We start from the raw sequence: 26,367 nt of genomic DNA on the forward strand, positions 1-26,367 counted from the left end.
GGTGGAACATTACATCAGTCTGTTTGTCCGCGCGGTGTTTGTAGAGAACATGGCGTTAGCCTTCTTCCTCGGGATGTGTACTTTCCTGGCGGTTTCTAAGAAAGTGTCCACCGCCTTCGGTCTAGGCATTGCCGTAACCGTAGTGCTGGGTATTGCGGTTCCCGCCAACAACCTGGTTTATAACCTGGTGCTGCGCGATGGAGCGCTGGTGGAAGGAGTTGATCTGAGCTTCCTTAACTTCATCACTTTTATCGGCGTGATTGCGGCGATTGTGCAGGTGTTGGAGATGATTCTCGATCGCTACTTCCCGGCGCTTTATAACGCATTGGGCATCTTCTTGCCGTTGATCACCGTGAACTGCGCCATCTTTGGTGGCGTGTCCTTTATGGCGCAGCGTGATTACAACTTCCCAGAATCCATTGTGTACGGTATTGGTTCGGGAATCGGCTGGATGCTGGCTATTGTGGCGCTGGCAGGTATTCGGGAAAAAATGAAATACGCCGATGTTCCGGGTGGTTTGAAGGGGCTGGGAATTACCTTTGTCACCACCGGGCTGATGGCACTGGGCTTTATGTCCTTCTCCGGTGTGCATCTATAAAGGCAGGAAGAACTCATGGAAATAATTCTAGGCGTAGTTATGTTCACCCTCATCGTGCTAGCGTTGACGGTGATGATTCTTGTCGCCAAATCGAAGTTGGTGAATACCGGTGATATTCAGGTTGAAATCAACGGTGATATGGAAAAAAGCTTTACTGCACCGGCCGGTGATAAATTGCTGAATGTGCTTTCTGGCCACGGCATTTTTGTCTCCTCCGCATGTGGTGGCGGTGGTTCGTGCGGGCAGTGTCGGGTGACGATCAAAGAAGGCGGCGGCGATATTTTACCGACCGAGCTTTCTCATATCTCTAAGCGTGAAGCTAAAGAAGGTTGCCGTCTGGCCTGTCAGGTTAGCGTGAAGCAAAACTTGAAAATCGATTTGCCGGAAGAAATATTCGGCGTGAAAAAATGGACTTGCGAAGTCATTTCAAATGACAACAAAGCGACGTTCATTAAAGAGTTGAAACTTAAAATTCCTGATGGGGACGTAGTTCCCTTCCGCGCGGGTGGCTTTATTCAGATTGAAGCTGAACCTCATACCGTCAAATATGCTGATTTTGACGTGCCGGAAGAATATCGCGGCGATTGGGATAAGTTTAATCTGTTCCGTTTTGAATCCGTAGTGACCGAGCCAACGGTGCGCGCCTATTCCATGGCGAACTATCCGGAAGAGCATGGCATTATTATGCTGAACGTGCGTATTGCAACGCCGCCGCCGAATATGCCGGACGCGCCTCCGGGCATCATGTCTTCGTATATCTGGTCGTTGAAGCCGGGTGATAAAGTGGTTATTTCCGGGCCATTCGGTGAATTCTTTGCGAAAGATACCGATGCGGAAATGGTGTTTATTGGCGGTGGTGCCGGTATGGCACCGATGCGCTCGCATATTTTCGATCAGCTTAAGCGTTTGCATTCTAAGCGTAAAATCAGCTTTTGGTACGGTGCTCGATCTAAACGCGAAATGTTCTATGAAGAGGATTTCAACCAGCTACAGGAAGAGAATGAAAACTTTACCTGGCACGTTGCTTTGTCCGATCCTCAGCCTGAAGACAATTGGACGGGATACACTGGGTTCATTCACAATGTGTTGCTGGAAAATTATTTGAAAAACCATCCTGCGCCGGAAGACTGTGAGTTCTATATGTGTGGTCCGCCAATGATGAACGCAGCAGTGATCAAAATGCTGAAGGATCTTGGCGTTGAGGACGACAATATTATGCTTGATGACTTCGGTGGCTGATGTCATGCCTGACGGGCGTTTTACAATAATAGGATTATTGTGCATAGGAAAATAATACTTTGGCTGGCACTCCTGATGGGAGTGCTGTTGCTAGCGGGCTGCGGCCCTGAGCAGGTGAATCTCACCGGTAAAACCATGGGCACCTATTACTCGATAAAATATGTGAGTGATACGTCCCGGTCTTCTCCGGAACAACTGCAAAAAGAAGTCGATAGGATTTTGGAAGTGGTTAATAACCAGATGTCGACTTACCGGCCAGATTCTGAATTAAGCCGTTTTAATCAGAGTCGGGAAATTAATAAACCTTTCCCGGTGTCCGCTGCTACGGCCAAAGTGGTGCAGGAAGCGATTCGTATCAACCGGTTAACCGACGGTGCGCTGGACGTCACCGTCGGGCCTTTGGTTAACTTATGGGGTTTTGGCCCTGAAGGACGTCCTGATAAAGTGCCTTCTGCCGAAGAATTAGAGAAACGTCGTGGCTGGGTGGGAATAGATAAACTCGCCGTTGAAGGCAACGCACTAATGAAGCGAGTGCCTGAGCTGTACGTCGATCTTTCTTCCATCGCCAAAGGCTACGGTGTTGATGTGGTTGCGGAATATCTGCAATCTCAGAACATCAAAAATTTCATGGTTGATATTGGCGGAGAAGTTCGCACCCGTGGGAATAATGGCGAAAATAAGCCCTGGCGTATAGCGATCGAAAAACCGGGTGCTGGTGTCGATCAAAGTGCGCAGGAGATTATTGAACCAGGGAGAATGTCGCTCGCAACCTCTGGTGATTATCGTAACTATTTTGAAGAAAATGGCGTACGCTATTCTCATACCATTGATCCCGCGACGGGGCGGCCAATCAACCATAGATTGGTTTCCATTACCGTGCTGAATCCTAGCTGTATGACCGCTGATGGTTTGTCTACCGGGCTGGATGTGTTGGGGCCGGAAAAAGGGCTGGCGCTGGCTAATCTACTTGGTATACCGGTATTTATGATCGTTAAAACAGATAAGGGATTTGAAGAACGCTATTCGGAAGCCTTCGAACCCTATCTGCAAAATCGATCTTAGGAGGAGTTATGCTGACAGTTTTTCTCGCGTCTTTCGTCTTCTTCCTGCTGGTTATTGGCGGAATGTCTATTGGCTATGTAGTGAAGCGCAAAACCTTACAGGGGAGCTGCGGCGGTATTGCTACACTGGGGATGGAGAAAGTCTGCGACTGTCCTGAGCCTTGTGATTCCCGTAAAAAGCGAATGGAAAAAGAAGCGGCCCGGCAGAAGAAACTGGATCAGTTTCGTATCCTATAGCATAAAGGCCCGGCTAATTAACTGCCGGGCTTTTTGTCTACAAGGATATATTTAATCGATTACTTTTTTTCATTCACTATTTTTTTAAATTCTTTCGGTGAGTTAACCATCACGGCATCTGCACCTAGCTCTTTTGCTTTTTCATAATCCTGCGCTGTATTGATACCAAAGAAAATAATATAGGCTTTCCCTTTGGAGCGGAAACAATCGATAGCGCTTTTATCCCATGTTAATACGGTGTTTGAGTGAGAACGACCTTCGCCAAGAGTGAATTTTTCCACAACGACTAACTCAACGTTTCGCTTCATCTCCAATCCGTACCAGCGCTCCTTTTTGTCTACCGGCAGCTTACATTGATGGCCTAAGGTTATATCGACCAAAGCATCACGAGTTTCATCTCGACTTTCAAAACGTTGAATTTGCTCTTTTCGCCCCGCGTCCTTATTCATCTGATCTATAGCGTTCAGATACAGTTTGTCGGTTGAATAAACCCGGGTACGTTCAAAACTGTTGGTTTCCTTCAGCACTTTTTGTAGAGCCTGAGCAAAAGGCTGAGCCAGATTTTCGGCATCTGGGGATTTAATATCTAGATAGAACATGACGTTAGGATAATCTTCCAGCACATATTTCAACTTTAGGACTTCTTCTAACGTTGGAATATTGGCTGAAAATGCGGTTTTATTTTTTTCATTATAGAATTTAGCAGCATTAACTGTTGATAGCTGTTTGTTCGTATAGTCTCTGACTTTTCCTGAAACATTGGTTAGTTCTTTTAAATCGGAAGGTCGATAAAGTACCGGTACATCATCTTTTGTTAACTGTAGGGTAATCCAAATAGCATCAGCTCCATTTTCCAACGATTTCTTAATTGCAGGGAGCGTATTTTCTGGTGCGTCTCCGGTACCAGCCCGGTGCGCCACTATTTTCGGCGGTTCATTAGCTGAAGGAGATGACATAACTTGTAATGAAAATAAGATTAATATACTTGCCATAATATAATTCCGCATAATATATACCCCGTATAACCCATTTAAATTGAATTTCTCTATACATGTGTTTTACTTTATAAAAAAACATTACTCTACGACTTTATCGAATGTAGTACTTTTTTATTAAAAATAAATGAAAAAATCGCTTAAATGTAAATAACAGTATTCGATCTGGAAATTAGAAATATTTAGCGGCATTTAAATTAGGACAATCTTGAACATGGCTTTTTTTACTGTATACTTATACAGTTGTCTATTGCCGATGGGAGTGAGAGTGCGCAAGATTATCCATGTTGATATGGACTGCTTTTTTGCAGCCGTAGAGATGCGGGATGACCCCAGTTTACGCGATATCCCTTTGGCCATTGGCGGTAGCGCAGATCGTCGTGGCGTTATCAGCACGGCCAATTATCCTGCCAGACGTTACGGTGTCCATAGTGCGATGTCCACTGCGATGGCATTGAAGCTTTGCCCGCATTTAAAAGTGATTCCGGGGCGTATGGCGGCATATAAAGAAGCTTCTTTACATATTCGCGAAATATTTGCCCGTTACACTTTGCTTATCGAGCCATTATCGCTGGATGAAGCGTATCTGGATGTCTCCGAAAGTCAGGTTTTTAGCGGTTCAGCAACCTTAATTGCTCAACAGATCCGCCAGTCAATTCATGAGGAATTAGGTTTAACTGCATCCGCCGGAATCGCCCCGATCAAATTCTTAGCCAAGATCGCTTCAGATATCAATAAGCCCAACGGACAATACGTTATTACACCGGATCAAATTCAACCTTTTCTACAAACTTTGCCGCTTAACAAAATTCCGGGCGTGGGAAAAGTAACGGCTAAGCGTTTACAGGAATTGGGTTTAACTCATTGTGTTGATGTCCAAAATTATCCTTTGGCTGATTTACTGAAAACCTTTGGTAAATTTGGGCGGGTATTATGGGAGCGCTGCCATGGTATTGATGAGCGAAGTATATCTCCCGATCGGTTGCGTAAATCCGTTGGCGTAGAAAGGACGCTGGCGCAGGATATTCATCACTGGGAAGAATGCGTTGAGATTATTGAAAAACTTTTCCCCGAACTGGAAGCCCGCTTGGCTAAGGTCAGGCCGGATCTGCAAATTGCTCGTCAGGGCGTAAAGCTTAAATTTCAGGATTTTCAGCAAACGACTCAGGAACACGTTTGGCCAGAATTGAACAAGGTCGATTTATTGCGTATTGCCAAGCAAGTTTGGGATGAGCGACGGGCGGACAGAGGTGTGCGATTGGTGGGATTGCATGTCAGCCTGCTGGATCCGCAGATTGAACGGCAATTATTGCTGAATTGGGAATAGCGCTGGGATAGATGCCAGGTTCTGGGTTTTCTAGCAGCAAATTTGCCATAAAAAACGGCGCTACCGCAGGCGGCGCCGTTCGTAATGATAGTGCGGTACTCGCTTAAGCGCGTTTTGGAATGGCTTTCAGCAATGCGGTCAGTAATTGCCAGTATTGACCAACGCTTTCGATATGTACTTGTTCATCCGGAGAATGTGGGCCTGTCATGGTTGGGCCGATGGAAACCATATCCATTTCTGGGTAAGGTTTTTTGAACAAACCACATTCCAGACCGGCGTGGATTACCATGATATTTGGCGTTTTGTTAAACAGTTTCTCATAGGTTTCGCGAACTAAATGCATGACCGGAGAGTTTGCGTCAGGCTGCCAGCCAGGATAGCCGCCTTTAGGCGTAGTCTGCGCGCCAGCCAGTTGGCCAACGGCGGTTAGCATGCTAACAACATAGTCTTTGCCGCTGTCGATCAGGGAACGAATCAGGCACATAATTTCGGCCTTATCTTCTTCCATGGTCACGACGCCCACGTTCAGTGAGGTTTCAACCACGCCTTTCACTTCATCACTCATACGGATTACGCCGTTTGGCGTCGCATTCAGCAATGCCAGCAGACGGTGCTGGGTATCAGCGGTCAAAGCTTTCGCTGCGCTACTGACGGGTTCCAGCACCACGGTGAGATTTTTTTCTACCGCAGATAGCTCGTTTTTCAGGATGTCTAAATAGTCCTGAGTCAGGGTTTTCAAATGATCTACTTTATCGGCTGCAACCGCCAAAATAGCGAAACCTTCGCGCGGAATCGCGTTGCGTAGCGTACCACCGTTCAGATCCAGAACCCGTAGGCCGAGCTCCGCTTCATGTTCAAATAGGAAACGAGCCAGCAGCTTGTTGGCATTTCCCAAACCTAAATGAATATCTGCGCCGGAATGACCGCCTTTTAGACCTTTGACGATCAGTTTCAGCGTTTGATAGCCTGCGGGAACCGCCTCACGCTGTAACGGTAAAGTGGTGATGAAATCAATGCCGCCGGCGCAACCCATGTAGATTTCGCCTTCCTGCTCGGAATCGGTATTAATCAGAATGTCAGCGTTCAGCCAGTTTGGTTGCAGGCCAAAAGCACCGTCCATACCGGCTTCTTCGGTCATGGTCAGCAGAACTTCCAGTGGGCCGTGTTCTACGCTGTCGTCAGACAGTACCGCCAGCGCGGAAGCCATACCAATGCCATTATCTGCGCCCAGCGTGGTGCCGCGAGCTTTCACCCATTCGCCGTCGATATAAGGCTGAATCGGGTCTTTAGTGAAATCGTGAACAGTGTCATTGTTCTTTTGCGGAACCATATCCAAGTGGGCTTGCAGCGCCACAGGTTTACGGTTTTCCATGCCTTTGGTCGCCGGTTTGCGCAGCAGGATATTACCCACTTGATCGCGTTCGGCGTGTAAACCTTTTTCTTTTGCCCAGGCAACAATGTATTGCGCCAATTCTTCTTCGTGATAAGAAGGGTGAGGGATAGAACAAATTTTAGCGAAAATATCCCACAACGGCTGAGGCGAAAGTTTAGACAGTTCAGACACTGTAAGTCTCCTTTAACAGCATGCTTATACAGACACCAGATTAATGCGGAGGCGTCTGAGATACTGTAGGTTTTAGGGTTAAGGACTAACCGCCATTGCTATGGCGCGATTTATCGAGAATATCACTTTCATTTGCGTTGCGCGCGTTTGGCCGCACAAATACCGCATTCGATTCGCGGAATTACCGGGATAATTGCTGGTTTTTATCTTGTTGCCTCACTATAATCTCGCGCAACCTTTTTTCCCCTTCGATACATGACAAGCCACTTTAATACGGCTGGGACTACATTTTATGAGCGAAAAATACGTCGTAACTTGGGATATGTTGCAAATACAAGCCCGCAAGCTGGCACAGCGTTTACTTCCTGCGGAACAGTGGAAAGGCATCATCGCGGTTAGCCGCGGTGGACTGGTTCCCGGTGCAATTCTGGCGCGCGAATTGGGTATTCGTCATGTTGATACTGTGTGCATCTCCAGCTACGACCACAATAACCAGCGTGAGCTGACCGTGCTCAAACGTGCCGAAGGCGATGGCGAAGGCTTCATTGTGATTGACGATCTGGTCGATACCGGCGGTACTGCGAAAGCCATTCGCGAAATGTATCCGAAAGCGCACTTTGTGACTATTTTCGCTAAACCGGCAGGTCGTCCTTTGGTTGATGACTATGTGGTTGATATTCCTCAGGATACATGGATTGAGCAGCCGTGGGATATGGCTGTGACCTTCGTGGAACCGCTAGGCGGCAAATAATTTACGCAGCTTTAAACGTCCGACGCTGTCGGACGTTTCATTTCTTCCTCGGTATGAGTACACTAACCCCATATTCCCCAGCCTAAACCAAGGCGGGATCGCGGCTTATGGAGGCTATTGTAACCATGGCACAAGCCAACCTTTCTGAAATCCTGTTTAAACCCAAGTTCAAGCATCCTGAGACCTCGACTTTGGTCAGGCATGCTCATTGCAACCAAACCATGAATATTCACTCCGCATTGGACGGCGATACTACCTGTCATTGGTATCGTATGATCAATCGCTTGATGTGGACCTGGCGCGGAGTGGATCCTCTGGAAATCGAAGAGGTGCTGGCGCGGATTGCGATGTCTAATGCAGAACACAGTGATAATGAATTACTGGATACCGTGGTGGGTTACCGCAACGGCAACTGGATTTACGAGTGGTCTCACCAGGGCATGATGTGGCAGCAAAAAGCCATGGAAGAAACCGATCCTCTGGCCGCCGGGCAGTATTGGCTGAATGCAGCCAACATGTACAGCATCGCCGGTTATCCTCATTTGCGTGGTGATGAATTGGCCGAGCAGGCGGAAATTTTGTCTAATCGAGCCTATGAAGAAGCGGCAAAATATCTGCCTTTCACTTTAAAAGAGCTGAGTTTCCCCATTCAGGATGGCGGAACGCTGACCGGCTTTCTGCATATGCCGACAATTGGCAGTGCGCCTTTCCCAACGGTGCTGATGTGTGGTGGCCTGGATATGTTGCAGAGCGATTACCACCGTCTCTTCCGCGATTATCTTGCACCGGCGGGTATCGCGATGTTGACTATCGACATGCCTTCCGTCGGCTCATCTTCGCGCTGGAAATTAACGCAGGACACCAGCTATCTGCATCAGCAGGTGCTACAGGCTTTGCCGACGATTCCCTGGGTCGATCATCAGCGTGTTTCGCTATTTGGTTTCCGTTTCGGTGCCAACGTCGCAGTGCGTTTGGGCTATTTGGAGCCGCAGCGTTTACGCGGCGTGGCCTGCGTAGGCCCTATCGTCCATCACCTGCTTTGCGACAGTAACAGCCAGAGTCGGGTGCCGGATATGTATATGGATGTGCTGGCCAGCCGGTTAGGTATGGCGGATGCATCGGATGATACGTTAAAAACTGAGCTGAACCGTTTTTCTCTCAAAACCCAAGGGTTGTTGGGACGGCGTTGCCATACGCCAATGCTGGCCGGATATTGGGAAAACGATCCTTTTAGTCCGAAAGAAGATGCGAAACTGATCGTGTCCTCTTCCGTTGACGGCAAGCTGTTAAGCATCCCTTCAACGCCGCTGTATGACAGTTTTCATAGAGCTCTGTTGCAAACTTGCGATTGGCTAAAAGATAAAATGCGTTAATTAGTTGCTAAAATTTAACAGTTTGCTAAAAAGGTGTGCGTCTACTTAAGGAGATTGAAGCATGACGATATCCAGCGCTCACCCGAAAAGCAAACTGATGAAACGTTTTGCAGCTTTAGGGCCATATCTACGTGAAGGGCAGTGCCAGAACGACCGCTTTTTCTTTGATTGTCTAGCCGTGTGCGTCAATGTGAAACTTGCTCCCGAAAAACGTGAGTTCTGGGGGTGGTGGATAGAGCTGGAGTCGAAAGACAGCTGTTTTACTTATGTATACCAACTCGGCTTGTTTAATACCGAGGGAAGTTGGAAAGAACAAAAAATCAAAGATCCTGAGGTTCAGGAAAAATTGGAAACTACGCTCCGTGGTTTCCATAAACGCCTCCATGAAATGCTGAAGACGATGGATCTGACGCTAGAACCGGCAAAGGATTTCGGCGAACAGCCCATCAAACTCTCTGCATAAACCCCTTTCTGCTCAATAAAGCGGTGATTTCGCGTTATGCCTGTTGGCATAACGCCTGTCTCCTGCTACAAAGTCTGCTGTATCATTCCTTTTTATTGATCCCAATGGCAGAAAAATTATGAGTGGCAGCCAGACTTTGGTTGTGAAATTGGGCACCAGCGTGCTGACCGGCGGCTCTCGCCGTCTTAACCGTGCCCATATTGTTGAATTGGTGCGCCAGTGCGCCCAGCAACACGCAAAAGGTCATCGCATTGTTATCGTTACCTCCGGCGCGATTGCCGCCGGGCGTGAGCACCTGGGTTATCCTGAATTGCCAGCGACCATTGCATCGAAGCAATTGCTGGCTGCGGTCGGCCAGAGCCGTCTGATTCAGCTATGGGAGCAGTTGTTCTCTATTTATGGCATCCACGTCGGGCAGATGTTGCTTACTCGCGCCGATCTGGAAGACCGCGAACGGTTCTTAAACGCCCGCGATACCATGAATGCTTTGCTGGATAACCGCATTGTTCCGGTTATTAATGAAAACGACGCCGTCGCTACGGCTGAAATCAAAGTGGGCGATAACGACAATCTCTCGGCGCTGGCGGCTATTCTGGCCGGTGCGGATAAATTATTGCTGCTGACCGATCAGGCTGGGTTATATACCGCCGATCCGCGCAATAACCCTGCCGCAGAGTTGATTCGGGACGTTCATGGCATTGATGACGCGCTGCGTGAAATCGCCGGTGATAGCGTTTCAGGTTTGGGAACCGGCGGGATGGCGACCAAGCTACAGGCCGCAGACGTCGCGTGCCGAGCGGGTATCGACGTGATTATTGCCGCGGGTGCTCAACCTGATGTTATCCGAGATGTGATTGACGGCACGCCGGTGGGCACGCGTTTCCATGCATTAGAAACGCCGCTGGAAAACCGTAAACGCTGGATCTTTGGTGCGCCGCCAGCCGGTGAAATTACCGTGGACGATGGCGCGGTAGCCGCCATTATGGCGCGGGGCAGCTCGCTATTGCCGAAAGGTATCCGTAGCGTGAAAGGGGATTTCTCCCGCGGGGAAGTGATCCGTATTCGTAACCTGAGCGGCCGCGATCTGGCTCACGGTGTCTCACGTTATAACAGCGATGCATTGCGTATGTTGGCGGGACATCATTCTCAGCAAATCAGTGAAATACTCGGGTATGAATACGGCCCGGTCGCTGTTCACCGTGACGATATGATCATCAGTTTATGATTATCAGCTAAGGAGCTAGCATGCTGGAAGAGATGGGAAAAGCGGCTAAACAGGCCTCTTGGCAATTGGGCGTATTGAGTACTGCGCAAAAAAATAAAGCCCTGATGGCAATGGCGGCGTTGCTGGAGACGGAAAGCGACGAAATCCTTCAGGCAAATGAGCAAGATATGGCTGCAGCGCGCGCCAGCGGAATGAGCGAAGCTTTGCTCGATCGTTTGCTACTTACGCCTGCGCGTTTAGCTGCGATCGCTAACGATGTGCGCGATGTTTGCCGTCTAAGCGATCCGGTAGGGCAGATTATGGATGGCCGGTTGCTGGATAGCGGCCTGAAGCTAGAGCGTCGCCGGGTGCCATTAGGCGTAATTGGCGTGATTTATGAAGCTCGTCCCAACGTCACTATCGACGTTGCCAGCCTGTGTCTGAAAACCGGTAATGCGGTGATCCTGCGCGGCGGTAAGGAAACGCATCATACCAATCAGGCGATGGTTAAAGTGATTCAGCGAGCGCTGGAACAAAGCGGTTTACCGGCGGCGGCGGTACAGGCGATTGAAAGCCCGGATCGCGCACTGGTGAATGCTTTACTGCGTTTGGATCGCTACGTCGATATGTTGATTCCGCGAGGCGGCGCTGGCCTGCATAAATTGTGTCGTGAGCAATCTACTATTCCGGTGATCACCGGAGGTATTGGGGTCTGCCATACCTTTGTGGATGCCGACGTTGATTTTGCCAAAGCATTGACGGTGATTGAAAATGCGAAGGCGCAACGTCCTAGCGCCTGTAACTCACTGGAAACTCTGTTGGTTCATCGGGATATCGCCGCCGCCTTTTTAGCCGCGTTAAGCAGCAAAATGGAAAGTGCGGGTGTCACTTTGCATGCCAGCGAGCAAGCGATGCCGTATTTGCTGGCCGGGCCTGCGAAGGTCGTTCCGGTAGAAGAGGCGAATTATGACGATGAGTGGCTCGCTCTGGATCTGAATGTACACGTGGTGGCGGATATTGACGCCGCGATTGAGCATATTCGCCAGCACGGAACCCGCCATTCAGACGCTATTCTTACCCGTTTGCTCAGCAGTGCAGAGCATTTTGTCCGGGAAGTGGATTCCTCAGCCGTTTACGTTAATGCCAGCACTCGTTTCACCGACGGCGGGCAGTTTGGTCTGGGGGCTGAGGTTGCCGTCAGTACGCAGAAACTGCATGCCCGAGGGCCTATGGGGTTAGAAGCTCTGACCACCTATAAGTGGATAGGTTACGGCGATGATTTAATTCGTAGCTAGCGGATTGAAATAGTATCAAGCGGGCACTTATTCAGGTGCCCGTTTTCATTTGCAGCCAATTGCAGAAATTTGTGCCATATCGGATAAGAGTCAATAAATGTTTCCTAACTTCTGCCGATAATTTGATTGACGGTTATACTCTTTGCGGTGTTCTCTAGGGTAATTCAATCAAAAATTCTTGGTGGGGATCGGCAGGTGAGTGAGATATCGAAAGAACAGTATGTTAAAAAGAATCGATTAGCTATTTGCGCAATTTTGCGGGATCTGAAAAAAAATAATACCGCTATAATGGTGACGCACTCCCGTGGGCAATTTATCAGCCGCATTTTGGAAGTTCATCCAGATGCTAATCAATTCATTTTTGATTTTGGCAGCGTTGAACGTGAAAATCTGTTAGCACAGGATTCCGAACAGCTAACTTTTATTGCCGAACCTGCTGGTGCCAAAATTGAATTCTCCTGCACCACACAAACAGAGATCACCTATTTCGGTCTACCCGCGTTTAGCAGCCCAATTCCCGATTCTTTGTACTTTATTCAACGGCGCGAATATTTTCGAATCAACATCCCACAATGGCCACCTTTTTATTGTACTGGCAAGTTTCCTAATGGCACCGCTTTTAAGCACACACTCACGGATATCTCTTTGGGCGGTGTAGGCATGTTTTCCAATAAAGACAGTGAGTTGCCGTTGGAAGGGTGTGAGATTCTTCGCGGCTCTTTATTGGATCTCGGTGAGTTTGGCTCTTTTGATCTGGACCTGCAATTCATACGTGCAGTAGATAAAAAAGTGATTAGTAACAAAGGCGAAACCGTCACAATGACGCGCCTGAGTTTTAAATTTCCCAAACTGTCTCCAATGCAGGAAAAGGGGTTGCAGCGAGCTATCTTTGAGCTGGAAAAGCAGCAAAGCTTCAAGTCCAGAAAATTTCAGGATGGAATCTAGCGGCGATAACTGAAGGCGCATTCTCGTAAACTCTTTTGATTGAAAAAGGTCAATCAGATTCTTCCTGAGCGATGAAAATTAAAACAGAAAATTATGTTGTATTATCATACGTCTGGCCCAATATTATAAGTTCACTCACAGAGGGAATAAATGATGGGAATTAGCGAGGAAGAGCATATCCGCCGTCTGACTAATGAAAAAAACTCTGTTGGTCATACGGCGAAGTGGATTGCAATTATTTCTGCCGTTTATTTTATTATCATGCTGTTTTATCAGCAAGAAATGGGCGTTTTGACGCTGGCTGGCGGTATTTTTGTGGTGTCATTTACCATCTGGTTTAAGAAGCGCCAAAAAGTAAAATCTTATCGAAATCAATTACAGCATTTGGATGGTGAATAACGACCATCATATTTCATGCAGTTAATCCTGCCTGCATGAAATCAGTCCTGGCTTAACCACTCCCAGCGTTCAGACTGTATCGAGTCAGTATGATAGGTATTGCTAAAAATAGCTTCAAAGCTACTGGCGTCTTTGCCTCGCAGTGAAGAGCAATTATTTTATGATGAGCCGTTGCCAGGGTGAACAACAAGCTATGGTTTGTTTAGTGTTTTAACCATATTGAATCCGGTAACGGTGAATTCTAATTGTTCATACAGTTTTTTGGCTCGTGGGTTATCTGCCGCTACCCGTAGCTTAATTTCAAAAATTCCCTGAGTGACGAGTTCTGCTTCTAAAGCTTGCAGGCTGGCTTTTCCAAATCCTTGCCGCTGAAATTCAGGCAATATGCAAAAATCCTTAATATAAACCGAAGCGCCGCCGTCATTTAATCCGTACCAAAGATAACCCACTAGCCTATAGTTATTTTCAATCCGGTAAATTTTATTTCCTATCGTATTAATACCGTCTGGTAGCGATTGAACGAAGGATAAGTGAGCTTGATGTCGTGCTTTATCCTGACTGTAGCCGCAATTAGCGCTCAGATCTTCAGCGTACTCCCCAATAAAGAAATGTCGGTAGGCATCCAGTTCTTCTGAAGCCAACTCTCTTAATATTACCATTTTTCCCTCTATTCATGACGTTCGGTAATGGCAGCAAAATCGCCAATTGCATTTCTGTGCATGTATACAATCATTCGCTGACGCTGTTTACCCTTTGATTTAAGCCAACCCCAAAGGTTGTTTTATTAGAGGGCAAAGTTGGCTATATAGCTACCGTTATTAGCCATTCCTTTGGCGAAATAACTTAACTCAATTCCTCCTTAGTTTCCCCACAATGATTGAGTTTATTTACTCAGCATTACGTCCGCTTTCGTTATTCTTCGCATAATTAATCTCACTGAACACTGAGAATAATCAGAAAGTTGGAGCTAAAATGAAACTATTAACCTTTATTACCGCAGCGTTTATCGCCAGCGCTTCTTTTTCAAGCCTGGCAGCCCAAGAAGTTAATCGCGAACAGGCGAGCCAATTGCAGGCAATGGGCGTAGTTTCCGTATCCGGCATCAGCGGCTCACCAAGCGATGTTGAGGCCGCATTGAATGCCAAGGCCGTTGCTGACGGCGCCAGCCACTATCGTGTCATTGGCATCAGTTCCCCAGGTGATTCAAGTTACTATACGGCCAGTGCTGAAATTTATCGCTAATCAATAAATTCCTAGCGCTTAAAATATCCCTCAAATTTCGCTGAGGGCGTAAGGGTTCTGATTGAAAGTTATAGCTCTAGCAGGCTGTAGCTTCCAATTGGGGCTCTTTTTATTTGCCAATTTTTATTATCTAAGATTAGCCGAATAATATTTTAACCAGGAGGGAAGCGCTTTGTATGACGGTAATAGGCTATTTTTTTTACGAAAAAAATACCTGACTCTTAGAACAATCTTAAAGAGATATTCAGGTTTTTAAGGTGTTATGGTGGTCTATCCGGACTTAATGGGACAGGCTATGTTAAACACCGTGCGACGTAATTTTAAAAGTCAGTTCTCATATATTCAGCGGTTTATTGCCTCTCCGCGTACTGTTGGCACTTTGGCGCCTTCATCTCCTTGGCTGTGCCAAACCATGCTAAATCAGGTTGAGTGGATACCGGCGATGACAATCGCGGAATTAGGGGCTGCGGATGGTGTTTTGACCCGTCGGATTTTATCGCGAATGGAAAAGGATGCCAGGCTACAGGCCTATGAAATTCAATCTCACTTTATTGATGAATTAAATAAAATTGACGATCCGCGTTTACAGGTTGCGGCGCGTTCGGCAGAGCTGTTGGATTTACATTACGACGCCATTTTCTGTTGCCTGCCTTTACTGTCTATTCCAACCAAAATCAGCATGAAAATATTGCAGCAAACTCAACAAAGATTACGGCAACGCAATGGCTCATTGATACTGTTTCAATATAGTCATTTGTCCGAGCCTTTGTTATCTCGCTATTTTACCTGGAAGAAAATGCGCGTAGTCCGAAATTTCCCTCCCGCCTTGGTTTATATCTGCCAGCCGCGCGAACCTTGTTAATCAAAGGTGGTGCAGTATGGAATACAGATAAATGGTCAAACAGAAATATAAAATAGTTTAGAGGAATGCTTCACCGTGCATTCCTCTTTTTGCGTTTTATTAATTTCAAATAATTTGAAAATGCAAGTGAGAACTATTATCATGCGCGATTGTTTGTTTTTAGTGAAACATCATGGGAATAATTTCAAGAATATTAATAACCTGCCTGTTATTAATGTCATTTAACGCTCAGGCAAAAAAACTCAAGGATATTATGGGGCGTCAGGTTGTAGTACCTGAGAATCCCCAGCGCATCATCTTAGGCGAGAGCCGAATGCTCTATACCTTAGCGTTACTTGAAGAGGGCAATCCGGCTCAGCGAATTATCGGCTGGCCGGGGGATTTAGCCTATTACGATGCTCAAAGTTGGCAGCAGTACGTTGAGAAATTCCCTGATATTGAAAAAGTCCCAATTATCGCGCAGGGGAATATCCGTCAGATAAATGTCGAGAAAATCATAGAGCTTCATCCCGACGTGGTGGTGTTGCCGCGCTATGCCAAAAATGATGCCGATGAAGAAGTCATGCTTAGCGGATTATCGAAAGCCGGTATTCCGGTGGTGTACGTCGATTTACGCGTCGATATGCTGAATAACACGGTTCCCAGCATCCGATTATTGGGGGAGTTACTGAACCGTCAGGCTAGAGCCGAGCAGTTCATCACTTTTTATCAGCAACATATGCAGGTTATCCAACAACGGCTGGCACAACATCAGGGTCCGAAGCCCACGGTGATGCTTCAGTTGCATCTGGGGCGTAGAGAAAGCTGCTGTACCACCGCTTCCCGCGGTAGCTTGGGCGATTTAATTGATTTCGCTGGTGGGGACAATATTGCTCGCTCGCGAATTAAAACTGTCTATGGCGAGCTGAATCCTGAAACCATTCTGATGGCCAACCCAGACGTTTATATTGCAACCGGTATGGCTGGCCCAACGGGTAAGCGTCTTTCCAGCCTGCAATTAGGGCCGATGGTGAGCGCCAGTCAGGCTCAACACAGTTTTCAGCAATTAATGGCCGGGCAGCCCATCATTTCTCACTTGAATGCCGTTCAGCAGCACCGTGCCTACAGCATGTGGCACAACTTTTATCTCAGCCCTTACCACGTTGTGGCGGTGGAGATGTTTGCCAAAGCGTTTTACCCCGATCTTTTTGCCGATATCGACCCACAAAAAACATTCCAACAATTATATGAACAATTTTTGCCGTTAACTTTTTCAGGGACTTATTGGAGTAACCTCAACAATGAAAATCAGTGATATTCGTCGCTTGCCTTGGCTCGGTCTGCCTTTGCTGGTGGCGATGCCAGCCGCTCAAGCTGAAACTGCGCCGCACAGTGAAAAAACCAAAATGGTGGTGATTGGCCAGCTTAGCGAAGAAGATTCCGACAGCTATCAGCCCACCACATCAACGACCGGAACGCGAACCTCAACCAACTTGTTGAATGTTCCGCAGGCTGTCAATGTGGTCGCTCCGCAGGTATTGCGCGATCAGGCGGTGAGAAATATTGATGAAGCGTTATATAACGTCAGTGGTATCACTCAGTCCAATACGTTGGGCGGTACGCAGGATGCGCTGATGAAACGCGGCTTTGGCGATAACCGCGACGGATCGATTTTACGGGATGGCGTACGGTCGGCGCAGGCTCGTAATTTCACTCCGACTACCGAGCGGGTAGAAGTGTTGAAAGGGCCCGCCTCAATGTTGTATGGCATGGGAGAGCCGGGTGGCGTCATCAACGTTATCACCAAGAAACCGCAGCTGGCGCAGCGTACTCATGTAGAAGGTTGGGGCAGCAGTTTTAACGGTGGTGGCGGTCAGTTAGATGTGACCGGCCCGCTGGGGCAATCCGGTTTTGCTTACCGTATGATTGTCGATCACGATGAAACCGATTATTGGCGTAACTTTGGCCGTAATCGTCAAACGGTTATCGCCCCGTCACTGATGTGGTATGGCGAAACGACAACCGTGCGTTTGGCCTACGAACATATGGAATACCTCACGCCTTTCGATCGCGGCACAATTATTGACTCACGCACAGGCAAACCGGTCGATACGCCACGTAAACGCCGTTTCGACGAGCCTTTTAACGCTACGCGCGGCGATCAGGACAATATTACGCTACAGATAGATCAGGTGTTGAATGATAGCTGGAAAGGCTCCCTGACCTATGCTTATAACCGCAATCGCTATAGCGATAATCAGGCTCGGGCACTGTCTCTGAATGAAAATACCGGCGTACTAACCCGTCAGGCTGACGCCACCGCCAGCGCAGTAAGCCGTGCACAAGCGGTGCAGGCAACTTTGAACGGAGATTTGATTTGGGGAAGCGTGAGTCATCAAGTATTGGTCGGGTTTGATTATGAAGATAACCGTACCTATCGCGGCGATATGATTCGCGGTAAGAAAAACTCCGATTTTAATATTTACGATCCGATTTACGGCTTGATGCAGCCTTCTACGCAGGTGAGTGCTAAAGACAGCGATCAGCGTGAAAATCTTAAAAGTTATGGCTGGTTTGCGCAGGATTCTATTGAATTGGGTGATAAATGGATTTTGTTAGCCGGGCTGCGTTATGACAGCTTTGACGTTTTTGCTGGCAAAGGGCGTCCGTTTATCATCAATACACAGAGTTCGGATAGCAAATTGATCCCACGCACTGGCGTGGTGTACAAGCTGACGCCAGAAGTGTCTTTGTACGGTAGTTACAGCGAATCCTTCAAACCCAACTCATCCATTGCGACCCAGATCGGTGAATTGCCGCCGGAGCAAGGACAATCCTGGGAAGTGGGTAGCAAGGTCGAAATGGCCAACGGAGTGACCGGAACTCTGGCACTGTTTGATATTGCCAAACGTAATGTCATGGTGAATGAGCTTATCGGCACTGAAACTGTGACCCGAACCGCAGGTCGCGTTCGCTCGCAGGGCGTAGAGCTGGACGTGGCGGGGCAATTGACCGATAGCGTCAGCGCCGTTGCTACCTACGCCTACACCGATGCGCGGGTGACGGAAGATCCGAAAAATAAAGGCAATCAGATGGCGAACGTGGCACGCAACAGCGCTTCCTTGTTCCTGACCAAAGAAATGGGTTCGACCGGACTGTATGGTGGGGACGACTTACGGGTTGGCGCAGGTGTGCGTTATGTCGGAAAGCGGGCGGGAGATGCAGCAAACAGCTTTACTCTGGACGACTATACCGTAGCCGATGCCTTTATCGCTTACACCTTGCCAATTCAGGATTACCGAGTGAAATGGCAACTTAATGTGAAAAATCTGTTCGATACAACCTACTATCCTTCCAGCGGTAACCGTTATCGCGTGGCGATAGGCGAGCCTCGGCAGTTTGTGTTGAGAGCCAGCGTAGATTTTTGATACAAAATGCCCCTCAGGTTATTGAGGGGTAATTGGAAATAGGGTGTATCGTATAATTTACGGTTTCGTAAAGTTTGCACTACTCCTAATTACAGGTATGATTCGCTTTGGCTGTCGATAAGCCAGCAAATGTTTACTTTCTGTGGAACCGGTCCATGGTGGTGACCGGTTTTTTAATGCATAAACCTTATCCAGAGAATTTGATGCAAAAGGACGATCAGGCAATGACTCGAACTATCTTTATGGTAGGTGCACGCGGTGCGGGTAAAACAACGATAGGGAAAGCGTTGGCGCAGGCGTTGGGATATCAATTTATCGACACAGATTTATTTATGCAGCAAAGCAGCCAGCTCACGGTGGCAGAAGTGGTAGCCAAAGAGGGTTGGAAAGGGTTCAGGCTGCGGGAAAGTTTGGTATTACAGGAAGTTACCGTACCTAAAACCGTGGTGGCTACCGGAGGCGGCGCGGTACTCGCGGCAGAGAATCGGGCATTTATGCGTCGTCAGGGGATAGTGATTTACCTGCGTGCGCCGGCGGATATTCTGGCCGAAAGATTAGCCGAGGAGCCTGAAGACGCGCAGCGGCCGAGTTTGACTGGTAAACCTATTGCTGAAGAAATACAGGATGTGCTGGCTGTTCGGGAGGCGATGTATCAAGAGGTTGCCCATTATGTTCTTAATGCCAGTCAGGCCCCACAGTCAGTGGTACAACAAATTCTGGAATTATTGGCTGATGCCACGGTGAAATAATTTACTACAGGTGAAAATCTGAGTTAAAACGGCGATTTATCGCCGTTTTTCATTTCTATCAACGGTGTTTCCTCACTAGAGTCGTCAGTCAGGGGAGTGGCATGTTTTTGTCGTGACTTTTCTCGTCATTATTGTCTGAATTGTATAGCAAGAGTACAATTATATCCCACGTAATAATTTCAGTGTAAATCCTCTGTTTACCTGCATCGGATGCCAATTAAGGCGAGGCTGATGAGACATATCAAGCTTTATCTCCGTCAACACCGTAACTTCATGCCGGCTTTCTGGTCGATCTCCATCATTGTATTTGAAGCTTCACTGGCCGTTTATATCTTACGTAATCTCTAACTTATCCGCCTGACTTTCGGTTGTACTGAAAATGTGAACAGGGTTTCAGTCAATATTTTCAGCAAAGCCCATATTTTCAGCAAAGACTCTGTAAGAGAGGCGTTATTTAGTTTCTACAGGTAATTAAATATCAGAGCATTATTTTCATAATTTTGAGTAATTACATCTTTGTAGTTATCAGAGCTTTATCCTGCCACTAATTAATTAATGAGAATTAAACTTGTGTTTTTTCGTTTTACTTCGATAAAAATTTCAATTTTTCATTATAAAGTATGTGTGTTAGCTAATTATTGTATTTTAAATTAAATAAAAAACTTGACGATATGACAGAAGGATTCTAGTTTTATTTCATTCAATCGGGAACTTAGTTTCATATATTGGAACTCATTTAAAATGAGCACATTAGAAAATGCTTCGGCAGTACTAAAGTTATTTTCCAAACAAAACGTCATGCATGCTCATCCGGGTATTTCCTTTAGCGATGTTATTAACCAATTAGGATTGGCAAAAAGTACGACGTCACGTTTATTAATGACGATGGAATCGGAAGGTTTATTAGAGCGAGATCCGGATACGCGGTTGTATCATATTGGTCGTTTATTATTATCAATATCCAGCCAATATCTCTCTACGCCTTTAGTCGATATGGCGGCTTCAATGATGATTAAATTGAGTCAAATAACGCGCTGCACCGGTTATATTTCTGCGTTGGATGGGCAGGAAATTATGGTTTTGCGAATGTTTCAGGGGCAACAATTTTTACCGGTGGTTACGCCGGTTGGTACCCGTTCTCCTGCCGCGGAAACCTCAGTGGGTCGGGCTATTTTGGCTCGCCAGAGTGACGATGAGGTTCGTGAACATTTTGGCTCTTATAAACCACGCTCTGCCAATGCTCCGCAGAATCTGGCAGCATTATTAGATAAGTTGGCAACGGCGCGCCAGGTCGGCTGGACTTTTGCTCGTAATGAGACTTTACAAGGCGTTAGCTCAATAGCGACCAATATCAGCAATAAGCATCGCAGTGAAACGATTGGGCTATGTTTGTCTTTTCCGAGTTCGGATGAACCCCCGTTTTACCCCAGTGAATATGTTGAAGCATTAATTTCTACAACCAGATTATTAGCTGAGAAATTAAATGATGATTACTGGTTGAAAAATAATAATTTATAGCTAGCTAAGATTTGCAAGTTTTAACTTTATTTAAAAAATATTTTTTATTTGCTTTATTTCTCCATAGGAAGACCTGTGAGCCAAATAAACTCCATTGATAGGAGTTTGGCCATTAATAATAACCTAATTAGCGCCTCACCAGGGAACTAATATTATCGTGTTATTTGATAGCTAGCGCTAACACCAGCGGAACTCAGGGAGATAAAAATGGAGCAAACATCAGGGAATCAACTAAGGGATATCGGCACGCTGGTAGTGATGATATTTCTTTCTAGTATTGGCGCAATTATTGGCGTCCAATTGATTACAACTTTAGGGGTGACACCCAATACTTCAATCATTGGTGCATTATTTGCCATGTTATTGGCTCGTATCCCTCTAAAGTTTTTTCAACGCTATCGATCCATTCATACACAAAACCTGGCACAAACTGTTATTTCGTCGGCAACCTTTGGTGCTGCAAATAGTCTGTTGATGCCTATTGCTGTTCCTTATGTTATGGGGCAGCCAGAGCTAATTTTACCGATGTTTTGTGGCGTCGCCGCCGCGATGTTACTGGATGCCTATTTACTCTATCGATTATTCGATACCAAAATTTTTCCAGCAGAGAATGCCTGGCCGCCGGGCGTTGCAGCCGCAGAAGCGATTAAAGCCGGTGACAAAGGGGGCCGTCATGCCTGGCTGTTGGTCGTCGGCGTGGGAATTGGCGTCGTCGGGGCCATATTCAAAATTCCGATGGCCGCTTTTGGCACCGCCTTTATCGGTAATATTTGGGCATTAAGCATGTTTGGCGTGGGATTATTGATTCGTGCCTATATTGAACCGCTTATCGGATTTGATATTAATGCCAATTATATTCCCCACGGAGTGATGGTCGGAGCAGGATTTGTGGCTCTGATTCAGGTCATCCAGGTGATTCGTAGCAAGAAAGTATCGGATAAAAAGAACTATACCCAACCGGCAACGGAGGTTCGTAAAGCGCTCGGTATAGGTGCCGTGGGTTATGTCGTGATTGCGACCTTGCTGGCGCTGGCTGGTGGGCTTTACAGCGATATGTCTACCGGCATGTTGATCGGTTTTATTTTTTATGCCGCTTTTGCCGCTTTTATTCACGAACTGATCGTTGGCATTGCAGCTATGCACTCCGGTTGGTTCCCAGCTTTTGCCGTTGCTTTGATCACACTGATCGTCGGTATTTTGATCGGCTTTCCGCCGTTGGCATTATGCATCTTAACCGGTTTTACAGCTGCAACTGGGCCTGCTTTTGCTGATATGGGCTTTGATCTGAAAGCCGGATTTATTCTGCGAGGATACGGTAAAGATCTGAAGCAGGAGCTGATAGGGCGGAAAATCCAGTTATTTGCGGCGCTGATTGCTTTTGTTATCGCCATTCCGGTGGTGTGGTTCACTCATATGGGGTATTTCGCACAGGATTTAGTGCCGCCGATGGCGCGCGTTTATGCCAAAACCATTGAGGCCGGTGCGCAGCCAGGCATTGCGTTTAGCCTGATGATTTGGGCTATTCCAGGCGCAATTATTCAGTTGATTGGCGGCCCAAAACGTCAACTTGGGATACTGCTGGCGACGGGATTACTGATCAATAACGCGCTAGCCGGTTGGGCTGTGGTGCTAGGAATTGCTTTGCGCATTTTGATTACTAAATGTTGGGGTGAAAAGGGGCGTACACCAATGCAAATTATGGCGGCAGGTTTTATTGCCGGCGACGCATTGTACAACTTCTTTAGCTCCATTTTATCCAGTAAGGGCAAATAGCTATGCCGCTGCCTGCTGAGACCTAATGATGAAGGATCGTCCTGATGAGCTTGCAACAAACATTACGCGTTTTTGAAATGATTGATAGTGCCCATGTTTCTGGTCAGGATATCGTGGAACTGTTTGTTGATTATTCAGGAGTTAAGGCCAGCACGGTCCGCGCCACTGGGCCAAAAGGCAGCACGGATTTTGTACGAATAGAGATTGCGGGAAGTGCGGGTAAAACACTGGGTGGCACGGCGCCAACGCTGGGCATTATCGGCCGTTTGGGCGGTATTGGTGCGCGGCCTGAACGCATTGGTGTGGTTTCTGATGCTGACGGTGCCATTGCAGCCATTGCCAGCGCGCTTAAACTGGCGGAAATGCGTAGTAAAGGCGATATTTTGGCCGGTGATGTGGTGATAACCACTCACATTTGCCCCAATGCGCCAACTCGGCCACACGATCCCGTCGATTTTATGGATTCCCCTATTGATGACATCACTATGAATGATAACGAGGTGATGCTGGAAGCCGATGCGATTTTATCGATTGATACCACTAAAGGTAATCGCATCATCAATTATAAAGGCTATGCGTTATCCCCTACAGTTAAGCAAGGTTATATCCTGCGCGTTGCCGAAGATTTGCTGCGTATTATGGAGATGACCAGCGGAAGCCATGCCGTTACATTCCCTATTACTATTCCAGATATCACTCCTTATGGTAACGGTGTGCATCACCTAAACAGTATTATGCAGCCCTCAACGGCCACTTCAGCGCCGGTGGTTGGCGTCGCCATTTGTACTCAGTCGGTAGTACCCGGCTGTGGAACCGGTGCCAGCCATGAGACAGATATCGCGCTCGCGGTAAAATTTGCCGTAGAAGTAGCGAAAGAGTTTGGCCGTGGAACCTGTCAGTTTTATGACGAATCCGAATATGCACGGCTTATTGCACTTTATGGCTCTTTGATACATCTACAACAACGCCATCCCGAACATGGCGAAGCCGCGCTATGAATGCGTCATTGGCAACATTAACCCTAGGTCAGGCACCGCGCAGCGATATTATGCCGCTGTTATCCCAATACCTACCGTCGGATGAGGTTATGCATATTGGCCTGCTGGATGGGCTGGATTGGAAACAGGTAGAGGAACAATATCAGCCAATTGAGCGCGGCGACCATGTGCTGGTTTCGCGTTTGAGCGATGGCACTCAGGTTTCTTTGGCTGCAAGCAAAGTGGAACGCGGTTTACAGCAGAAAATTGAGCAACTTGAAGCGCAGGGATGTCGCATTATTTTACTGCTATGCACCGGGCAGTTTCATCATTTGAAAACCCGAGAGGCACTGCTGCTGGAGCCGGATCGCATCATTCCGCCTTTGATCGCGGCGATTGTCAGCGATCATCAGGTCGGGATCGTAGTGCCACTCTCAGAGCAAATCGAACAGCAGGCCGCCAAGTGGGAAATGCTGGCGTCACCTCCCTGTTTTGCCATCGCCAGCCCTTATTTGGCCGATGAGCAGGCACTTGAGCAAGCTGCGCAAACGCTGCTGCAACAGGGGGCACAGGTTGTTGTGCTGGATTGCATTGGCTATCACCAAAAACATCGCGATTTTTTACAGCGTCGGCTCGAAATACCGGTTTTGTTATCGAACGTGCTGGTGGCGAAGCTGGCTGCTGAACTGATTATGTAACGCTGTGATTAGATAATTCTTCTGTTGTTATCATCACCGGGGTCGATTGCCCCGGTTTTTTTGCCTCTATTGTACGCTTTATCAGCAACCACCCCAGTGAATCGGCTTGCGATCGCATTTTGTCGTAATAATCAGTGACAGAATCAATGCTGTGACCCTAATATGAAATCTCATCAATGATTAGGATGCGGGTGCCAAACTATGCTGAAATTTAATGAATATTTTACCGGGAAAGTGAAGTCCATCGGTTATGACAGTAGCAGCATTGGGCGCGCGAGCGTTGGGGTAATGGAAGAAGGGGAATACACTTTTAGTACCGCCCAACCCGAGGAAATGACGGTAATTACTGGGGCATTGAAAGTCTTGATCCCAGGCTCTCCTGACTGGCAGGTGTTTATGCCGGGAGAAACTTTTTACATTCCTGGACAGAGTGAATTTAACCTGCAAGTTGCAGAAGCCTCTGCTTATCTGTGTAAATACCTAAGCTAATCAAAATATTGCCCTCTCCATGCCAGAGGGGGCAACGTCTTCAAATGCGCGGCAAACTTAGCGTTGCGCTTCGCCACCCAGAGCTTCAATCAGGTTTTTGATCAATGCTGCCAGTTCGCTGGTCATCAGAATAAAATCGGCGTCGAAACGCTGGGCGAAATCATCCCGATCGATATCATCATTTTGTTCGCGCAGTGTATCTGAGAATTTCAGGCGCTTGAGCGAACCGTCGTCAGACAGCACCAATTGCACGCGTTCTTGCCAGTCAAGTGCCAATTTGGTGACTAATTTACCCGCTTCGATATGTACCGCAATTTCATCGCTGACTAAAGCCTGCTTCTTGCAGCGGATAATGCCGCCTTCTTCCAGAATAGCCTTCAGCTCTGCTTCGTCCATCAACGCGAAACCGGCAGGTAATTCACCGGAGCGAACCCATTCGGTCAATGTTAGTTCGATAGGGTTTTCTAAAGTTAAAGGTACGACAGGCAGCGAACCCAGGCTTTTACGCAGCAACGCCAGCGTGTCTTCGGCGCGTTTGGCACTGGCCGCATCGACCATAATCAAATCGTTAACCGTATCAATCCATAGGAATGTTTGGTTAAAACGGCTGAAAGCGCGCGGTAACAGGCTATGCAGAACTTCGTCTTTTAACGAGTCTTTTTCCGTTTTCTTTAGTTTGCGGTGCTGTTCACCTTCCAAACGCTCGATTTTGGCCTGTAGCTCTTGCTTAATCACCGGTGAAGGCAGGATTTTTTCTTCTTTACGCGCACAAATAATGATTTGCCCATTAACTGTATGGGTTAAAGCATCGCTGTGAGAGCCCATCGGAGGCACCCAACCGGTCTTGGCCATATCCTGGCTACCGCAAGGGGTGAAAGAAAGGGCGCTTAACTGTTTTTCCATTTCGTCCGCAGACAGTGAAACTTCCCGGCTCAAACGGTAAACCATTAAATTTTTAAACCACAGCATAGTGTTATCCCAAGCTCGGGCGCGCTTAAAGCACGCGTGTTAATCAAACGCAGGGCGGCATGATAACGAATTGAAGCCGCAGTCCCTAGCAAAATAGCGTGATGAATTGGGGGCTGAATCGAAATATTGCGTGAAAAAGTACTACAACGCATGGCTCGCTGAGGGTGATGAATTATTTAAATTGTCGGTAGCGTCAAATAGATAAATGCAAAGATTGTGAGATACCTAATGA

The 26,367-nt window shown here is 47.3% G+C and carries 26 protein-coding genes; 22 read left to right on the forward strand and 4 right to left on the reverse strand.

The window, feature by feature from the left end; translation table 11 throughout:
- The first annotated feature begins 1 nt into the window (after position 1).
- The 4 genes from nqrE (at position 2) to nqrM (ending at position 3,135) form a co-directional block, all read left to right on the forward strand.
- Positions 2-598, forward strand: a complete 597-nt coding sequence (gene nqrE, locus DBA33_RS14060; RefSeq protein WP_064518304.1) for an NADH:ubiquinone reductase (Na(+)-transporting) subunit E — start codon at positions 2-4, stop codon at positions 596-598.
- A 15-nt stretch (positions 599-613) separates the two neighbouring features.
- Positions 614-1,837 (forward strand): NADH:ubiquinone reductase (Na(+)-transporting) subunit F, encoded by a 1,224-nt coding sequence (gene nqrF / locus DBA33_RS14065; protein WP_064514175.1) that lies wholly within the window; start codon positions 614-616, stop codon positions 1,835-1,837.
- Between the two features lie 75 nt (positions 1,838-1,912).
- Complete coding sequence (locus DBA33_RS14070; protein WP_205582779.1) at positions 1,913-2,899, forward strand: FAD:protein FMN transferase; 987 nt, start codon at positions 1,913-1,915, stop codon at positions 2,897-2,899.
- Positions 2,900-2,907: 8 nt separating this feature from the next.
- Positions 2,908-3,135 carry a (Na+)-NQR maturation NqrM gene (gene nqrM / locus DBA33_RS14075; RefSeq protein WP_049598442.1) on the forward strand — a complete coding sequence of 76 codons (228 nt, stop codon included), beginning with the start codon at positions 2,908-2,910 and terminating at the stop codon, positions 3,133-3,135.
- A gap of 59 nt (positions 3,136-3,194) precedes the next feature.
- Here nqrM and DBA33_RS14080 read toward each other — a convergent pair whose 3' ends face one another.
- Positions 3,195-4,142, reverse strand: a complete 948-nt coding sequence (locus tag DBA33_RS14080) for a glycerophosphodiester phosphodiesterase family protein (RefSeq protein ID WP_064514172.1) — start codon at positions 4,140-4,142, stop codon at positions 3,195-3,197.
- Positions 4,143-4,398: 256 nt separating this feature from the next.
- Between DBA33_RS14080 and dinB the strand changes: the two genes are divergently transcribed.
- The gene (gene dinB, locus DBA33_RS14085) at positions 4,399-5,457 is read left to right on the forward strand and encodes a DNA polymerase IV (protein WP_064514170.1); all 1,059 of its coding nucleotides are present in this window, start codon (positions 4,399-4,401) and stop codon (positions 5,455-5,457) included.
- Between the two features lie 103 nt (positions 5,458-5,560).
- Here dinB and pepD read toward each other — a convergent pair whose 3' ends face one another.
- Complete coding sequence (pepD, locus tag DBA33_RS14090) at positions 5,561-7,021, reverse strand: beta-Ala-His dipeptidase (protein WP_064514168.1); 1,461 nt, start codon at positions 7,019-7,021, stop codon at positions 5,561-5,563.
- 292 nt (positions 7,022-7,313) lie between these two features.
- Here pepD and gpt point away from each other — a divergent pair, with 292 nt between their 5' ends.
- From gpt to DBA33_RS14125, 7 genes are all read left to right on the forward strand, one after another.
- Positions 7,314-7,772: a xanthine phosphoribosyltransferase gene (gene gpt / locus DBA33_RS14095; protein ID WP_064514166.1), complete on the forward strand. Its 459-nt coding sequence runs from the start codon at positions 7,314-7,316 to the stop codon at positions 7,770-7,772.
- A 125-nt stretch (positions 7,773-7,897) separates the two neighbouring features.
- On the forward strand, positions 7,898-9,145 hold the full coding sequence (gene frsA, locus DBA33_RS14100; RefSeq protein ID WP_064518302.1) for an esterase FrsA: 1,248 nt from the start codon (positions 7,898-7,900) through the stop codon (positions 9,143-9,145).
- 61 nt (positions 9,146-9,206) lie between these two features.
- The gene (gene crl, locus DBA33_RS14105) at positions 9,207-9,608 is read left to right on the forward strand and encodes a sigma factor-binding protein Crl (RefSeq protein ID WP_064514165.1); all 402 of its coding nucleotides are present in this window, start codon (positions 9,207-9,209) and stop codon (positions 9,606-9,608) included.
- 118 nt (positions 9,609-9,726) lie between these two features.
- Positions 9,727-10,833 carry a glutamate 5-kinase gene (gene proB / locus DBA33_RS14110; RefSeq protein WP_064514163.1) on the forward strand — a complete coding sequence of 369 codons (1,107 nt, stop codon included), beginning with the start codon at positions 9,727-9,729 and terminating at the stop codon, positions 10,831-10,833.
- 20 nt (positions 10,834-10,853) lie between these two features.
- Positions 10,854-12,107, forward strand: coding sequence for a glutamate-5-semialdehyde dehydrogenase (gene proA, locus DBA33_RS14115; RefSeq protein WP_064514161.1), 1,254 nt, complete (start codon positions 10,854-10,856; stop codon positions 12,105-12,107).
- A gap of 195 nt (positions 12,108-12,302) precedes the next feature.
- Positions 12,303-13,052: a flagellar brake protein gene (locus tag DBA33_RS14120; RefSeq protein ID WP_064514159.1), complete on the forward strand. Its 750-nt coding sequence runs from the start codon at positions 12,303-12,305 to the stop codon at positions 13,050-13,052.
- Between the two features lie 153 nt (positions 13,053-13,205).
- Positions 13,206-13,451 carry a hypothetical protein gene (locus DBA33_RS14125; protein ID WP_064514157.1) on the forward strand — a complete coding sequence of 82 codons (246 nt, stop codon included), beginning with the start codon at positions 13,206-13,208 and terminating at the stop codon, positions 13,449-13,451.
- A 191-nt stretch (positions 13,452-13,642) separates the two neighbouring features.
- Here the strand turns inward: DBA33_RS14125 and DBA33_RS14130 are convergent, their stop codons facing one another.
- Positions 13,643-14,110: a GNAT family N-acetyltransferase gene (locus DBA33_RS14130; protein ID WP_064514155.1), complete on the reverse strand. Its 468-nt coding sequence runs from the start codon at positions 14,108-14,110 to the stop codon at positions 13,643-13,645.
- Positions 14,111-14,423: 313 nt separating this feature from the next.
- On the opposite strand from DBA33_RS14130, the gene DBA33_RS14135 reads away from it, so the two are divergent.
- From DBA33_RS14135 to ppnP, 10 genes are all read left to right on the forward strand, one after another.
- On the forward strand, positions 14,424-14,693 hold the full coding sequence (locus tag DBA33_RS14135; RefSeq protein WP_064514153.1) for a DUF1471 domain-containing protein: 270 nt from the start codon (positions 14,424-14,426) through the stop codon (positions 14,691-14,693).
- 295 nt (positions 14,694-14,988) lie between these two features.
- Positions 14,989-15,555, forward strand: a complete 567-nt coding sequence (locus DBA33_RS14140) for a methyltransferase (protein WP_120806681.1) — start codon at positions 14,989-14,991, stop codon at positions 15,553-15,555.
- A 172-nt stretch (positions 15,556-15,727) separates the two neighbouring features.
- Positions 15,728-16,849 (forward strand): ABC transporter substrate-binding protein, encoded by a 1,122-nt coding sequence (locus tag DBA33_RS14145; RefSeq protein WP_064514151.1) that lies wholly within the window; start codon positions 15,728-15,730, stop codon positions 16,847-16,849.
- Positions 16,836-18,962, forward strand: a complete 2,127-nt coding sequence (locus DBA33_RS14150; RefSeq protein WP_120806673.1) for a TonB-dependent siderophore receptor — start codon at positions 16,836-16,838, stop codon at positions 18,960-18,962. Before DBA33_RS14145 ends, DBA33_RS14150 begins: the two co-directional genes overlap by 14 nt.
- Positions 18,963-19,186: 224 nt before the next feature.
- The gene (aroL, locus tag DBA33_RS14155; RefSeq protein ID WP_064518297.1) at positions 19,187-19,711 is read left to right on the forward strand and encodes a shikimate kinase AroL; all 525 of its coding nucleotides are present in this window, start codon (positions 19,187-19,189) and stop codon (positions 19,709-19,711) included.
- A 741-nt stretch (positions 19,712-20,452) separates the two neighbouring features.
- Positions 20,453-21,229, forward strand: coding sequence for an IclR family transcriptional regulator (locus DBA33_RS14160; protein ID WP_064514149.1), 777 nt, complete (start codon positions 20,453-20,455; stop codon positions 21,227-21,229).
- 207 nt (positions 21,230-21,436) lie between these two features.
- A complete protein-coding gene (locus DBA33_RS14165) occupies positions 21,437-23,002 on the forward strand; it encodes an OPT/YSL family transporter (protein ID WP_120806674.1) in 1,566 nt (521 codons plus the stop codon).
- A 44-nt stretch (positions 23,003-23,046) separates the two neighbouring features.
- Positions 23,047-24,000 carry a DUF1177 domain-containing protein gene (locus DBA33_RS14170; protein WP_064514144.1) on the forward strand — a complete coding sequence of 318 codons (954 nt, stop codon included), beginning with the start codon at positions 23,047-23,049 and terminating at the stop codon, positions 23,998-24,000.
- On the forward strand, positions 23,997-24,677 hold the full coding sequence (locus tag DBA33_RS14175; RefSeq protein ID WP_120806675.1) for an AroM family protein: 681 nt from the start codon (positions 23,997-23,999) through the stop codon (positions 24,675-24,677). The genes DBA33_RS14170 and DBA33_RS14175 overlap by 4 nt, the downstream gene beginning before the upstream one ends.
- 201 nt (positions 24,678-24,878) lie before the next feature.
- Positions 24,879-25,166: a pyrimidine/purine nucleoside phosphorylase gene (gene ppnP, locus DBA33_RS14180; protein WP_049598469.1), complete on the forward strand. Its 288-nt coding sequence runs from the start codon at positions 24,879-24,881 to the stop codon at positions 25,164-25,166.
- 57 nt (positions 25,167-25,223) lie between these two features.
- Here the strand turns inward: ppnP and rdgC are convergent, their stop codons facing one another.
- A complete protein-coding gene (gene rdgC / locus DBA33_RS14185; protein ID WP_064514140.1) occupies positions 25,224-26,135 on the reverse strand; it encodes a recombination-associated protein RdgC in 912 nt (303 codons plus the stop codon).
- Between the last annotated feature and the right edge of the window lie 232 nt (positions 26,136-26,367).

It is taken from the genome of Yersinia sp. IP36721, from assembly GCF_003634395.1.
GTDB lineage: Bacteria > Pseudomonadota > Gammaproteobacteria > Enterobacterales > Enterobacteriaceae > Yersinia > Yersinia entomophaga.